12 protein-coding genes are annotated in these 13,775 nt (G+C 59.2%); 7 read left to right on the top strand and 5 right to left on the bottom strand.

Going from position 1 to position 13,775, the window contains the following annotated elements; genetic code table 11:
- Positions 1-39: 39 nt before the first annotated feature.
- A complete protein-coding gene (locus AB4O08_RS20630) occupies positions 40-474 on the bottom strand; it encodes a MarR family transcriptional regulator (protein ID WP_010208708.1) in 435 nt (144 codons plus the stop codon).
- Positions 475-595: 121 nt separating this feature from the next.
- Positions 596-2,722: a DNA helicase RecQ gene (recQ, locus tag AB4O08_RS20625; protein WP_460114316.1), complete on the bottom strand. Its 2,127-nt coding sequence runs from the start codon at positions 2,720-2,722 to the stop codon at positions 596-598.
- Positions 2,723-2,987: 265 nt separating this feature from the next.
- Here recQ and AB4O08_RS20620 point away from each other — a divergent pair, with 265 nt between their 5' ends.
- From AB4O08_RS20620 to AB4O08_RS20610, 3 genes are all read left to right on the top strand, one after another.
- Positions 2,988-3,575: a UPF0149 family protein gene (locus tag AB4O08_RS20620; protein ID WP_010208706.1), complete on the top strand. Its 588-nt coding sequence runs from the start codon at positions 2,988-2,990 to the stop codon at positions 3,573-3,575.
- A gap of 20 nt (positions 3,576-3,595) precedes the next feature.
- Positions 3,596-3,979, top strand: a complete 384-nt coding sequence (locus tag AB4O08_RS20615; protein ID WP_010208705.1) for a YbaN family protein — start codon at positions 3,596-3,598, stop codon at positions 3,977-3,979.
- 114 nt (positions 3,980-4,093) lie between these two features.
- Complete coding sequence (locus tag AB4O08_RS20610; RefSeq protein ID WP_460114315.1) at positions 4,094-7,564, top strand: hybrid sensor histidine kinase/response regulator; 3,471 nt, start codon at positions 4,094-4,096, stop codon at positions 7,562-7,564.
- Between the two features lie 46 nt (positions 7,565-7,610).
- On the opposite strand, the gene AB4O08_RS20605 is transcribed toward AB4O08_RS20610, so the two are convergent.
- On the bottom strand, positions 7,611-8,975 hold the full coding sequence (locus AB4O08_RS20605; RefSeq protein ID WP_176331999.1) for a DNA recombination protein RmuC: 1,365 nt from the start codon (positions 8,973-8,975) through the stop codon (positions 7,611-7,613).
- A 175-nt stretch (positions 8,976-9,150) separates the two neighbouring features.
- A complete protein-coding gene (locus tag AB4O08_RS20600; RefSeq protein WP_029529074.1) occupies positions 9,151-9,474 on the bottom strand; it encodes an SEL1-like repeat protein in 324 nt (107 codons plus the stop codon).
- Between the two features lie 457 nt (positions 9,475-9,931).
- Between AB4O08_RS20600 and AB4O08_RS20595 the strand changes: the two genes are divergently transcribed.
- From AB4O08_RS20595 to AB4O08_RS20580, 4 genes are all read left to right on the top strand, one after another.
- Positions 9,932-10,237, top strand: coding sequence for a hypothetical protein (locus AB4O08_RS20595; RefSeq protein WP_010208700.1), 306 nt, complete (start codon positions 9,932-9,934; stop codon positions 10,235-10,237).
- 444 nt (positions 10,238-10,681) lie between these two features.
- Positions 10,682-10,906: a hypothetical protein gene (locus tag AB4O08_RS20590; protein ID WP_010208698.1), complete on the top strand. Its 225-nt coding sequence runs from the start codon at positions 10,682-10,684 to the stop codon at positions 10,904-10,906.
- Between the two features lie 277 nt (positions 10,907-11,183).
- Complete coding sequence (locus AB4O08_RS20585; protein ID WP_021490856.1) at positions 11,184-11,666, top strand: hypothetical protein; 483 nt, start codon at positions 11,184-11,186, stop codon at positions 11,664-11,666.
- A 146-nt stretch (positions 11,667-11,812) separates the two neighbouring features.
- Positions 11,813-13,102, top strand: a complete 1,290-nt coding sequence (locus tag AB4O08_RS20580; RefSeq protein ID WP_010208696.1) for an OmpP1/FadL family transporter — start codon at positions 11,813-11,815, stop codon at positions 13,100-13,102.
- A gap of 65 nt (positions 13,103-13,167) precedes the next feature.
- Here AB4O08_RS20580 and AB4O08_RS20575 read toward each other — a convergent pair whose 3' ends face one another.
- Positions 13,168-13,719 carry a glutathione peroxidase gene (locus AB4O08_RS20575; RefSeq protein WP_010208695.1) on the bottom strand — a complete coding sequence of 184 codons (552 nt, stop codon included), beginning with the start codon at positions 13,717-13,719 and terminating at the stop codon, positions 13,168-13,170.
- Positions 13,720-13,775: the final 56 nt, after the last annotated feature.

Below are 13,775 nucleotides of genomic sequence, written 5' to 3'. Positions count from 1 at the left end.
GGGAACGGGCTTGTGTGGTGAGCCCGCCCAGTGGTTTCTTCAGGACTTTTCCAGATTCGACAGGATGTGTGCATGCACGCGCATGCACACGCTCAAATCAGCTTCATCCACACCCACAAACAGCTCATGCCGCAGTGCGGTAGCGATGGTTTCAATCTGTTCGATCAAGGGACGGGCGGTGTCACACAACAAGATACGCTTGGCACGACGGTCTTCCACCACGGCCTGGCGTTGCACCAGGCCCTGACCTTCCAGACTGTCCAGCAGCCGGGCCAGTGTCGGCCCTTCTACCCCGACGCTTTGCGCCAGCTCACGTTGGGTGGGTGCCTCTTCGAAACGGGCCAGGTGCAACAGCACCAGCCAGCGCGCCTGGGACAGGCCAAGCCCGGCCAAGCGGCGGTCCAACTCGGCGCGCCAACCACGGGACATTTGCGCCAATTGCATGCCAAATCGGTGTTGATCGGTTAACGGCATAAAAAACTCATGTTTTAGACTGAAAATAAAGTGTGGCTAATTATTAGTCAGCTAAGCATGAGCTTTGCCCGTAGGCAAGAGTTGCTATGTACTGATTCGTTACATTGTCGCAATTGGCGCACTAAATTTCGAATTCAGACTGCAAAGCCGCCCGCACGCAGTACAAAACACCTTCCGGAACACGCCCGGTAAACAGCGGGGCAATCTCCGCCACAGGTGGCAATTCGCCCTCTCCGTCCAAGAACGCGTCTTGGATTTCACCGAGCAGATCCTCTGGCAAATCAAGGGCCTGCTCCAACGACAGTTGCTGCTTGCCAATGGATTCGGCAAGCAAGGTGTAGACGTTCTTCTCCGAGCACTGCAACTGACCGGCGATCTGGACCGGGGTCATACCGGCGCGTGCCAGGCTGATCAGTTCGTGGCGGATATCGGCGACTTCCTTTGGCGCCTCGGCCTGGCCGCCGAGCACTTCGAGGAAGGCCTGGCCATAACGCTCCAGCTTGCGCGCGCCCACCCCACTGACCCGCGCCATCTCGGCCATGCTGGTGGGCTGCTCGCGCAGCATCTCCAGCAAGGTGGAGTCGGGGAAAATAACGTACGGCGGCACGCTGTGTTCCTGCGCCAGTTTGCGGCGCAGGGTGCGCAAGGCTTCCCACTGTTCGCGTTCCTCGCCACGCACCAACTGGCTGGCCTGGCTGGTGCTGCTCTTGGCGGTGGTTTGCGGCTTGAGGTCGCGACGCAGCTCCAGGCTGACTTCGCCCTTGAGCAACGGCCGGCAGCTGTCATTCAGACGTAGGCCGCCAAACCCCTCGATATCGATGTCCACCAGGCCACGCGCCACCATCTGCCGGAACAACGAGCGCCACTCGCCTTCGGCGCGGGCCTTGCCGACGCCGTAGACCGAGAGTTTTTCGTGGCCGAAGCTGCGCACCTTCTCGTTGTCCTTGCCCAGCAACACGTCCACCAGGTGGCCGACGCCGTAACGCTGACCGGTGCGGTAGATAGCGGACAAGCCTTGGCGCGCCGGCTCAGTGGCATCCCAGGTCTGCACGCCGTCGACACAGTTGTCGCAATGGCCACAGGGTTCGGGCATGTCTTCATCGAAATACGCCAGCAAGGTCTGGCGGCGGCAGCGGGTCTCCTCACACAGCGAGAGCATCGCGTCGAGCTTGTGTTGCTCCAGGCGCTTGTGGCGCTCGTCGCCCTCGGAATTCTGCAGCATCTGCTTGAGCATCACCACGTCCTGCAGGCCGTAGACCATCCACGCATCCGCCGGCAAACCATCACGGCCGGCACGTCCGGTTTCCTGGTAGTACGCCTCAAGGGATTTGGGCAGGTCCATGTGCGCGACGAATCGCACGTTGGACTTGTCGATGCCCATGCCGAACGCGATGGTGGCCACCATGATCAGGCCTTCCTCGTTGAGGAAGCGGTTCTGGTGGTAGGCACGCAGGTCATTCGGCAGGCCGGCGTGATACGGCAGCGCCGGGTAGCCTTGCTCACAGAGAAACGCGGCGACTTCATCGACCTTCTTGCGCGATAGGCAATAGACGATGCCCGCATCGCTGCGTCGCTCCGAGAGGAACGCCAGCAACTGCTTGCGCGGCTGCTCCTTGGGCACGATGCGGTAGAAAATATTCGGCCGGTCAAAGCTCGACAGGAAGCGCTCGGCGTTCTGCAGGTGCAGGCGCTCGACGATTTCTTCGCGGGTACGCTTGTCGGCGGTGGCGGTCAGGGCAATGCGCGGCACATCGGGAAACAGCTCGGCCAATTGACCCAGTTGCAAATACTCACGGCGAAAGTCATGACCCCATTGGGACACACAGTGGGCTTCGTCGATGGCGAACAGGGCAATTTCCAGGCTCTGCAAAAAAGCCAGCATGCGCGGCTGCACCAGACGCTCGGGGGCCAGGTACAGCATCTTCACTTCACCGCGCTTGATACGCGCCGCCAGGTCGCGCTGCTGCTCGGCACTGAGGGTAGAGTTCAACGAAGCAGCGGCGACACCGAGCTCTTCAAGGGTCGCCACCTGGTCGTCCATCAACGCGATCAACGGCGACACCACCACCGCCAGGCCATTGCGCAACAGCGCCGGCACCTGGAAGCACAACGACTTGCCGCCGCCGGTAGGCATCAGGACCAAGGCGTCACCGCCGCTGGCCACGCGCTCAATGATCGCACCCTGGCGGCCACGAAAACTGTCGTAGCCGAAGATGTCCTTGAGGACGCGTTGTGCCTGCTCGAGCATGTAAAACTCCAAAATAGTGCCGAAATCCCTCTGTACAGGCTGGCCGAAAAAATGCGCTTTCACGGGAAAAAATCCGTAAGCGAAGTTTTCGCGGACTGGCGCTTGGCCTGCAAGGGCATCACAAAACGCGGCAGTATACCCGAGCGCTACCTGGCAAAGGGCGCCACTGACGAATAGCGACCGCGATCTAAAATGCCGTTCGGCTGGCCTGTGCGCTCAAGAAAGCCTAGAATTCAGCATCGTTTATTCCCAAGGTAGTCCTTCAATGTCCTTCGCTGAGCAACTAACCCGCCTGCAAGCCTTCCTCGACGCCGATGAGCTGCATGACGAGGCGCTGGACTACGTGGCCGCCCACGGCTACCTGACCGCCCTGTCGATCTGCTCCGAAGTCGTACCTGACCGTGAATGGATCGACGCGTTGTTCGCCGAAGAGCCGCACTACACCGACGCCGCCCAACGCGAAGAAATCGAATCCACCCTGCTGGCCCTCAAGGCCCACATCGGTCGCCAACTGGCCTCCGACGAGGAATTCGAGCTGCCGTGCGAGCTGGACCTGGGCGAAGAACCGGATGACTCCGATCTGCGCGGCTGGTGCATCGGCTTCATGGAAGGTGTGTTCCTGCGCGAAGCCGCCTGGTTCGAAACCGCCGAGGAAGAAGTCAGCGAAATGCTGCTGCCGATCATGGTCGGTTCGGGCCTGTTCGACGACCAGCCTGAGTTCGCCGACATCGCCGCCGATGCCAACCTGATGGACGACATGATCGTTCAGATCCCGGAAGCCCTGACTGCGCTGTACCTGCTGTGCAACGCTCCTGACGAAAAACCGGCGATCCTCAAGCCACGTCACCACTGAGTCGCTTGCCCGTGACACCCATGGGCAATCGTTCACTGCTCCTGCGCTACGGGCTGCTGGCCATCGGCTGGCTGAGCGTAGCGTTGGGGGTGATAGGCATTTTCCTACCGGTATTGCCGACCACACCCTTCCTACTCCTTGCTGCCGCCTGTTTCGCCAGAAGCTCTCCGCGTTTCTACCATTGGCTGGTGCAACACCCCCGCCTGGGCCCATGGATCCGTGATTACCTGGACGGCAATGGCATCCCTCTCAAGGGCAAGGTCTACGCCATCGGCCTGATGTGGCTGAGCATCAGCGTCTCCTGCTACCTGGTGCCACTGCCGTGGGCACGTGGTTTCATGCTGACCAGCGCGGTGCTGGTGACTATTTACATCCTGCGCCAGAAAACCCTGCCACCCCGCTAGGCCGCGACATCACGTCGCGCTCAGACCTTGGTCGACACTGACTAACCCCCAGCATTCTGCGAGACTGTCCAACCGGGCCCGGAATGCCCGGGTGTTCTTATGCTCGGAGTTACCATGACGCTGTCCAGCGGGCTGATCGCCACCGTTGCCCTGGCCTATATGGCCATTATGTTTGCCATCGCCTTCTACGGTGATCGTCGCCGTGCGCCACTGCCGCCGCGTATGCGCGCCTGGGTGTACAGCCTGTCGCTGGCCGTGTATTGCACCAGTTGGACCTTCTTCGGCGCTGTAGGCCAGGCTGCCGAACAGTTGTGGGCATTTTTACCGATCTACCTGGGACCGGTGCTGTTGTTGGTACTGGCACCTTGGGTGCTGCAGAAGATGATTCTGATCAGCAAGCAGGAAAACATTACCTCTATCGCCGACTTTATTGCGGCGCGCTACGGCAAATCCCAATCCCTCGCCGTGGTGGTCGCACTGATCTGCCTGGTCGGCGTGCTGCCTTATATCGCCCTGCAACTCAAAGGCATCGTACTGGGCGTCAACCTGCTGATCGGCGCCGGCGCCGACACCACCGGCACCCGCGCCCAGGACACCGCGCTGATCGTCTCGCTGGTGCTGGCGCTGTTCACCATTGTGTTTGGTACGCGCAACCTCGATGCCACGGAACACCACCGCGGCATGGTGCTGGCGATTGCGTTTGAATCCCTGGTCAAGTTGCTCGCGTTTCTTGCGGTCGGCGCGTTTGTGACCTACGGGTTGTACGACGGTTTCGGCGACCTGTTCAGCCAGGCCATGCTCGCGCCTCGCCTGGATGAATACTGGAAGGAGACCGTCAACTGGCCATCAATGGTGGTACAGACCGGTGTGGCCATGATGGCGATTATCTGCCTGCCTCGGCAGTTCCATGTCACGGTGGTGGAGAACATCGATCCCCAGGACCTGCGCCTGGCCAAGTGGGTGTTTCCCGCGTACCTGGTGCTGGCCGCGTTGTTCGTGATCCCTATCGCCCTCGGCGGCAAGATGCTGCTGCCCAGCTCGGTATTGCCGGACTCCTATGTGATCAGCCTGCCCATGGCCGAAGCTCATCCGGCGCTGGCCGTGCTGGCATTTATCGGCGGTGCGTCGGCGGCCACCGGCATGGTGATCGTGGCGAGCATCGCCCTGTCGACCATGGTGTCTAACGACATGCTGCTGCCCTGGCTGCTGCGTCGTTCCAGCGCCGAACGGCCGTTCGAAGTGTTTCGCCACTGGATGCTGTCGGTACGCCGGGTGAGCATCGTGATCATTCTGTTGCTGGCCTACGTCAGCTATCGCCTGCTCGGCTCTACTGCGAGCCTGGCGACCATCGGCCAGATCGCCTTTGCCGCCGTGACCCAACTGGCGCCGGCCATGCTCGGTGCGCTGTATTGGAAACAAGCGAACCGACGCGGTGTGTTCGCAGGGCTCGCAGCCGGTACTTTCCTGTGGCTCTACACCTTGGTCCTACCGGTGACGGCGAAAAGCCTGGGCTGGTCCCTCAGCCTTTTCCCAGGGCTGACCTGGATGCACTCCCACCCGCTGGGCCTGTCCGTCACCTCATTGACCTTGGGCACCGTGTTCTCCCTGGCGGGTAACTTCACGCTGTTTGTGTGGGTGTCGATGCTGTCGCGCACACGCGTGTCAGAACACTGGCAAGCCGGGCGTTTCATCGGCCAGGAAATCAGCCAACGCGCCAGCGCCCGCTCGATGTTGTCGGTGCAAATCAGCGACTTGCTCAGCCTGGCGGCGCGTTTTGTCGGTGAAGAACGCGCCCAGCAAAGCTTTATCCGCTTCGCCTATCGCCAGGGAAAGGGCTTCAACCCCAACCAGAACGCCGACAACGATTGGATCGCCCATACCGAGCGCTTATTGGCCGGCGTGCTGGGAGCGTCTTCGACACGCGCAGTGGTAAAAGCGGCCATCGAAGGTCGGGAAATGCAGCTGGAGGACGTCGTCCGCATCGCTGATGAAGCCTCGGAGGTGCTGCAGTTCAACCGCGCTTTGCTGCAAGGCGCCATCGAGAACATCACCCAGGGCATCAGCGTGGTCGACCAGTCCCTCAAGCTGGTGGCCTGGAACCGGCGTTATCTGGAGCTGTTCAACTATCCGGACGGGCTGATCAGCGTGGGCCGGCCGATCGCCGACATCATCCGCTACAACGCCGAACGCGGGCTGTGCGGGCCGGGTGAGGCCGAAGTGCATGTGGCGCGCCGCCTGCACTGGATGCGCCAGGGCCGTGCGCACACCTCCGAGCGCTTGTTCCCCAATGGCCGGGTGATCGAGCTGATCGGCAACCCGATGCCCGGCGGCGGTTTCGTCATGAGTTTCACTGACATCACCGCGTTCCGCGAAGCCGAACAGGCACTCACCGAGGCCAACGAAGGCCTGGAACAACGGGTGACCGCGCGTACCTACGAACTGTCGCAACTCAACGTCGCGCTCACCGATGCCAAGGGCGTGGCCGAGTCCGCGAGCCAGTCGAAGACGCGCTTTCTGGCGGCCGTGAGCCATGACTTGATGCAACCCTTGAATGCCGCACGCCTGTTCTCCGCCGCCCTTTCCCATCAGAACGACGGCCTGTCCAGCGAAGCCCGGCAATTGGTGCAGCATCTGGACAGTTCCCTACGCTCTGCCGAGGACCTGATCAGCGACCTGCTGGACATCTCGCGCCTGGAAAACGGCAAGATCAATCCGCAGCGCCAGCCTTTTGTGCTTAACGAACTGTTCGACACCTTGGGCGCGGAGTTTAAAGCGCTGGCCCAGGAGCAAGGCCTGCGTTTCCGCCTGCGCGGCAGTCGCTTGCGCGTCGACAGCGATATCAAGTTGCTGCGGCGCATCCTGCAGAATTTTCTGACAAACGCTTTCCGTTATGCCGACGGCCCGGTACTGCTGGGCGTGCGCCGACGCAAGGGCGAGCTGTGCCTGGAAGTGTGGGACCGTGGCCCCGGCATCCCGCTGGATAAACAGAAGGTGATCTTCGAAGAATTCAAGCGCCTGGACAGTCACCAGACCCGCGCGGAGAAAGGACTGGGGCTGGGCCTGGCGATCGCCGATGGCTTGTGTCGCGTACTCGGCCATCGGTTGAGCGTGCGCTCATGGCCAGGCAAGGGCAGCGTGTTCAGCGTGCGCGTGCCGTTGGCGCGCAATCAAGTCAGCGCTCCGATCAAGCCCCCCCAGGAAAACGGCCTGCCATTGAGCGGTGCACAGGTGCTGTGTGTAGATAACGAAGAGAGCATCTTGATCGGCATGCGCAGCCTGCTGACGCGTTGGGGCTGCGAGGTGTGGACCGCCACCGACCAGGCCCAATGCGCAGCGTTGCTCGCCGACGGCGTGCGCCCGCAACTGGCCCTGGTGGACTACCACCTGGACCATGGCGAAACCGGGACTGAACTGATGGGTTGGCTGCGAGCGCAATTGGCGGAGCCGATTCCCGGCGTGGTGATCAGCGCCGACGGCCGCCCGGAGATGGTGGCCGAGGTGCATGCGGCGGGGTTGGATTATCTGGCCAAGCCGGTGAAGCCTGCGGCGTTGCGGGCGTTGCTGAGTCGGCATTTGCCGCTGTAGGGCGATCCAGCGCGGTCAAATATGGGAGTTTGCACACCGCCGTATTTTATTCGGGCAGGTGTGCCACACCATCGGAGTCGGTCATCGCACGCTCCAGCAAATCCGCCGGCAGGCTTTTACTCGCCCGCGCGCCAAGCAACCGCAATTGCTCGGTCCGGCTGACCAGATTTCCGCGTCCATCTGTCAGCTTGTTTCGCGCCGCACTGTAAGCCTTATCCAACTGCTGCAAACGGTTACCCACTTCATCCAAGTCCTGGATAAACAGCACGAACTTGTCGTACAGCCAACCGGCACGCTCGGCGATTTCCCGGGCGTTCTGGCTCTGGCGTTCCTGTTTCCAGAGGCTGTCGATCACACGTAAGGTCGCAAGCAAGGTGGTTGGGCTGACAATCACGATATGGCGGTCGAACGCCTCCTGAAACAGGTTGGGCTCGGCCTGTAACGCAGCGGAAAACGCCGCTTCGATCGGCACGAACAGCAACACGAAATCCAGGCTGTGCAGGCCTTCCAGGCGTTTGTAGTCCTTGCCGGCCAGGCCTTTGACATGATTTCGCAGCGACAGCACATGCTGCTTCAGGGCTGCCTGGCCAATGACGTCATCCTCCGCCGCCACATACTGCTGATACGCAGTCAGGCTGACCTTGGAGTCCACCACCACCTGCTTGTCGCCGGGCAACATGATCAGCACGTCGGGCTGGAACCGCTCGCCATCCGGGCCTTTGAGGCTGACCTGGGTCTGGTACTCACGGCCCTTCTCCAGACCTGCATGCTCCAGCACCCGTTCAAGGATCAGTTCTCCCCAGTTACCTTGGGTTTTCTGACCCTTGAGCGCGCGGGTCAGGTTGGTGGCTTCGTCCGACAGACGCAGGTTCAGTTGCTGTAGGCGTTCCAGCTCCTTGGCCAGGGAAAAACGCTCGCGCGCCTCGTTCTGGTAGCTTTCTTCCACGCGTTTCTCGAAGGATTGGATGCGCTCCTTCAAGGGGTCGAGCAATTGGCCCAGGCGTTCCTGGCTGGTTTCGGCGAAGCGCTGTTCGCGTTCGTCGAAGATCTTGCCTGCCAACTCGGCGAACTGTGCACGCAACTCATCACGCGAGCCTTGCAGGTCGGTCAGGCGTTGTTGATGACTGTCCTGTTGTTCACGCAGCTCGGCGCGCAAGGCCGCCGACAAGGCATCGAGGCGGCGTAGCTCGGTCTCTTTGGCGCTACGGTCGAGGTTCCAGGCGTGAGCGGCATCGCGGGCGTTGTCGCGGTCGATCTGCAGCAACTCGACTTCGCGACGCACAGCGGCCAGGTCAGCCTGCTTGGCGGCATTGGCTTGGCTCAAATCGCTGATCTCATCGCGGCTCGCATCCAACTGCGCGGCAAGACCTTCCTGGGCAAGCTGTGCGGTGGCCAGGCGCTCTTCGAGCAGTTCCCAGCCGGTCATGCGTGCGTTCAAGCGTCGCTGCAGCTGCCAGCACACGGCCAATAACGGCACGGCAGCGCCAGCGAGGCCCAAGGCAACACTGGTCCAGTCAAAAACCATAGACATGTCTGCCATCACCGAAAAAAACCAAGGTTAGCGGAGCAGAGGGCCTGAGGACAGCTCAGTCTTCGACCTGACCCAGTTCGCGCTGGGCGCGGCGGTCACCGGCACGGGCGGCCAGGCGCAGCAGGTCGTGGCCGATGCGGCGGTCGCGGGCATTCCCGCATTCGCGGCACATCAGTTGGCCCAGGCGGCTTTGCGCAGCGACCACACCTTCACGGGCCGGCTGCTTGAGCAAACGTCCGGCGAGGTGCTTTACGTTGGTGTTGTGACCCAAGCGCGGACTGTCGAGCAACCACAAGGCAACTTTCAAGGAGAAGCGCTTGGGAGCGGTAACAGTTTGAGGGGTGTCGGTAACAGAAGATGATACTGAGCGAAACTTCATAAAGCACTGTGAGACAGAACGGAAGGCGCGCCACTCTACTCTTTTTTTCGTACAGGTAAAGCTGAAAAAACTGTGCACGCCCGTTCTAGAGCAAGCGCTCGGGACAATCCACAGAAGCTGTGGATAACTCAGTGGACAACACGCCTTTAACTCGCGCAAAGCCCCATGGAATGGGGCCCGCAGTCAAACTGACGATTTTTTCACCAATAAAAAAAAGCCAGATTTTTCATTGACTTAAATTTCCATTGCAGGCAAATGGCGGCCTTGGAGTGCAGTTGACAGCGCGGTTACACACTCCGCAACCAATGTGCACAAGTACCCATTCGATGGTTATATCGCCGGCCTTTTTTGAAGCCACTCGCTACAAAAATGTTACCGCCTGGACAAACCAGGGACTTTTCAAATCTTTCCCGGCTCGCCACACTCCCCGACCTACAACGCAACAGTGGGTGAGTTGATGAAAGGGATTCTGTTATTCGCCGTGTTGCTATTGGCCATCTGCGCCGTTTCCTTGGGGATCAATGCAGCACTGCCGTCACCGGATGGGGCGCTGTTCGCCATCGCGATCCTGCTGTCGGCGGCGTTCACTGCCGTCAGCCTCTGCATCGAGCTGGGCGAAGGCCGGATAAACGACATCGGCGACGTGATGAAGGTGGTCGAGACCGGCCAATCCCTGCGCTTGACCCTTGCAGCCTACGGACTGGGCTGCTCACTGGCAGCAGCGATCACCGTCTTGGTCTATCGAGGCCTGTTGGGCGGCTGATAAAAGTTTTTTAGCTAACATACTTCCCTTACCGGTTTCAATCCGTTACTATCCGCGGCGTTAGTACCAAGCTGAAAGTCAATTCTGGTCGAACAACTCCCCTGCACAACACGGGATCGACCACCTCGATGGTTTCCAGGTATCACTTGCGACGACACTGCCTTTGAACAAGCAAAGGGTGTCGCGAAGTTTCCATACTCTGACCGAACCAACCTGCAAATTGATCAGGATCTTCACCCCGGGCCCAGAACCTTTGCCCCTGTTGTGTTGCCTGCCCTCCTAAGTACCTACCTGCCAGCCCAAGCGCGCCTAAATTATTAGCGCTTCAAACTGGCTGCTTTGTTCCAGTCGGGTTCTTCGTTTGATCAATGGTGATCAACGTTACTGGAACGTTTTAACGTTGCACGGTTCTTAATCCGTGTCATTTGTAGGAACACCAATAATATGAACGCTCAAATCCATACTCAGGATGCCATTCGCACCCTCACCAACGCTTTTGCTCCAATGAACTGCCTGATCATGGCCGCTCGCAAAGGCTGCTTCAGCTTCACCCTGGTCAACGAACACGGCATCGCTCGTCACAGCGAACGCCTGTACCCCGATCAATACTCCAGCGCAGAACCGCTGCAGGCCGTGATCGAGCGTACCCGTCAGGCATTGATTGCCTGATCGACCCGCGTCGCTGAAACACAAAAACCCTGTTTAAAAAACAGGGTTTTTTATTGCCCGGAATTTACCTATTGGGCCGTTGCACTCAGTTCAAATAGATATAACCGTTATAACTAAATGAATAAGATGTTTTAAAAACAGTCCTTTACATCACAAATATGACACTACACTTCAACTCAAGCGGCATGATCCGCTTCCGACGAGCCTGAGATCCGATCCACTGCTGCCAAGCCCCCCTCTCAGGCCTCGTCGACCACTTTCACGGATTGAGGCTTGTATGGGTATCGCTGCCAGCGAATTGTCTCGATATGTGATCCGGCCGACCTTGATGTACCTCGGCCGCCATCACCCGACGGCGGAGTCTCTCCTGCTGGGCATTGCCGCCAGCCAGTCGGAACTCGGTTCCGCCTTGCACGACCGGCGCGGCCACGGCCTGTACAGCATCACCGAACCACGCCATCGTGCCCTGTGGGACAACTATCTGGCGCTAGACCCCGAGCGCGCCAGCCTGGTACGCGGACTCGCGAGCCAGCATGCGTTCCTCAGCGCACCGCAACTGGAGCTCACCGTAAACTTGCGTTATGCCACCGCCATCGCCTGGCTGTTGGTGGAACAACACACTCCTACACTGCCTCCACCCGGTGATGTCTTGGCCATGGCACGTATCTGGAAAGAAATTTTTCACCCACAAGGACGGCTGCGCGATTTCACTCAAGCCTGGCACACCTGTGTTTCACCCATGAATCACGTGGTTTGCTGACCGGGCAATTTGCAAGATTCGTCAAAAACCCTGGATTTTGGTCGGATTGTCCTACAAAACCGCTCTATCTCCTGCATTACAGCCTATAGCGCGATCTTAATTTTATTGTTACTTTCCGCAGCGGTGATCACCACGGAGTTCTAATAATGAAAAAAGTAATGCTCAAGACCACACTTAGCCTCGCCGTTGCCATGGCCTCTTCTCATATTTTCGCAAGTGGCTTTGCCCTTAACGAACAAGACGTCGCCGGGATGGGTACGGGTTTCGCAGGCCGCTCTTCTTCTGCCGAAAACGCCAGCACCGTTTATGGTAACCCTGCCGGTATGGCTCGCCTTGAAGGCCAGCAAGTCACTGGCGGTGTTGCGGCGATTGATGCCTCAAGCAACATCAAGGATGTCAGCGGCCGCTCCAGCGGCACGAACAAAGGCGATATGGTGCCTTTCACTGCCGTTCCTTTCGGTTTCTACACCAATAAACTCAACGATCAATGGGCTGTCGGTTTCGGCGTCTATGCTCCGTTTGGCCTTGTGACCGATTACGAAAGTGGCTTCCAAGGCAAAGCCTTTGGCAGCAAAAGCGAAGTGACCGTCATCACTTTCCAGCCGACGGTCAGCTACGCCTTCAACGATCGGGTTTCCATTGGTTTTGGTCCGACCATCAACCGTATCGCTGGTACGCTTGAGTCCGATATCAACCTGCCAGTCGCGGGTACCGGCTCCAACAACATCAAGATCAAGGGTGATGACACCGCCGTCGGCTTCAATGCCGGCCTGCTGGTTCAAGCTACTGACACAACGCGAGTGGGCCTGACCTACCACTCGAAAGTGAAGTACAAGCTCGAAGGCCATACCGAAGTGACCAAAGGCACCAACGTTCCAGCTTCGCTGTTGAACAATGGCCGCTACGACGCGTCGCTGAAGATCGACACACCTGAATCCTGGGACCTGTCGGTTACTCAAGATATGAGCGACGCGTGGAAACTCTACGCAGGCGCTACCTGGACCCGCTGGAGCCGCCTGAAAGACATCACCGTCAACAACGAAGGTGTATCGGCCGCAGCCGGTAGCGGTGTGTTGGCTCCGCAAATTGTCGGCACCATCAAAGAAGACCAGAATTGGCACGACACTTGGGCCTATGCCGTGGGTACCTCGTATCGTGTCACCAAACAAGTGGTGCTGCGTACCGGCCTGACCTTCGACCAGTCGCCGACCAACAACACCGACCGTTCGCCGCGTATCCCAACCGGTGACCGGACTATCTTCAGTCTCGGCCTTGGTTACGATGTAATGCCGAATATGACCGTGGACCTGGCTTACTCCTACCTCAAGGAAGAACCAGTCAAGGTCGCTCGTGCCAACGCATTGGGCCAGTCCTACAATGCTAAGTACGAAAACAGCGCCAACGGTTTTGGCCTGGGCGTAACGTACAAGTTCTGATCTGACGCCGTATAAAAAAGCCCCGCCCTCCTGCAAAGGAAGCGGGGCTTTTTAATGGGCGATTGTCAGGGTTTGGAGGCCAACGCCTCTTCCACCGCCTTGATCAAATCCGGGCTGTCCGGTTTGGTGAGGCTGGAAAAATTGGCAATCACCTTGCCCTGCCTATCCACCACATACTTGTAGAAATTCCACTTCGGCGGCGCGTCGGTCTGCTGCGCCAATACCTTGAACAGGTGCACCGCATCCGGCCCCTTGACCTTTTGTGGCTCGGTCATGGTGAAGGTCACGCCGTAATTCACGTAGCAGACCTTGGCGGTTTCTTCGCCGGTCTTGGCTTCCTGCTTGAAGTCATCCGACGGCACGCCGATCACTTCCAGCCCTTCGCCCTTGTAGCGTTGATACAAAGCTTCGAGGCCTTTGAATTGTGGGGCGAACCCACAAAAGCTGGCGGTGTTGACGATGACCAGCGGCTTGCCCGCAAAGCGCTGGCACAGGTCGATGGACTCTTTGGCGCGCAGCTTGGGCAATTGGCCTTCCAACAGCGGCGGGCAACTGGCGGCCAGGGCAGCACTGCCAATGGCCATCAGGACGGGTACAGCGAGCCAACGCATCTGCATGTTATGTGTCCTTTGAAGAGACCTGACTAAAAGCAGCCAGACCGGAAACTTAACAG

The organism is Pseudomonas sp. H3_E07 (assembly GCF_054668895.1).
Note: the sequence above shows the minus strand (reverse complement) of the source record. Positions and strands in the feature narration are given on the sequence as shown.

What these genes read in the sequence shown, in the direction of transcription:
- AB4O08_RS20630 (WP_010208708.1), bottom strand. Translation starts at nt 474, where the DNA reads ATGCCGTTAACCGATCAACACCGATTTGGCATGCAATTGGCGCAAATG.
- recQ (WP_460114316.1), bottom strand. Translation starts at nt 2,722, where the DNA reads ATGCTCGAGCAGGCACAACGCGTCCTCAAGGACATCTTCGGCTACGAC.
- AB4O08_RS20620 (WP_010208706.1), top strand. Translation starts at nt 2,988, where the DNA reads ATGTCCTTCGCTGAGCAACTAACCCGCCTGCAAGCCTTCCTCGACGCC.
- AB4O08_RS20615 (WP_010208705.1), top strand. Translation starts at nt 3,596, where the DNA reads ATGGGCAATCGTTCACTGCTCCTGCGCTACGGGCTGCTGGCCATCGGC.
- AB4O08_RS20610 (WP_460114315.1), top strand. Translation starts at nt 4,094, where the DNA reads ATGACGCTGTCCAGCGGGCTGATCGCCACCGTTGCCCTGGCCTATATG.
- AB4O08_RS20600 (WP_029529074.1), bottom strand. Translation starts at nt 9,474, where the DNA reads ATGAAGTTTCGCTCAGTATCATCTTCTGTTACCGACACCCCTCAAACT.
- AB4O08_RS20595 (WP_010208700.1), top strand. Translation starts at nt 9,932, where the DNA reads ATGAAAGGGATTCTGTTATTCGCCGTGTTGCTATTGGCCATCTGCGCC.
- AB4O08_RS20590 (WP_010208698.1), top strand. Translation starts at nt 10,682, where the DNA reads ATGAACGCTCAAATCCATACTCAGGATGCCATTCGCACCCTCACCAAC.
- AB4O08_RS20585 (WP_021490856.1), top strand. Translation starts at nt 11,184, where the DNA reads ATGGGTATCGCTGCCAGCGAATTGTCTCGATATGTGATCCGGCCGACC.
- AB4O08_RS20580 (WP_010208696.1), top strand. Translation starts at nt 11,813, where the DNA reads ATGAAAAAAGTAATGCTCAAGACCACACTTAGCCTCGCCGTTGCCATG.
- AB4O08_RS20575 (WP_010208695.1), bottom strand. Translation starts at nt 13,719, where the DNA reads ATGCAGATGCGTTGGCTCGCTGTACCCGTCCTGATGGCCATTGGCAGT.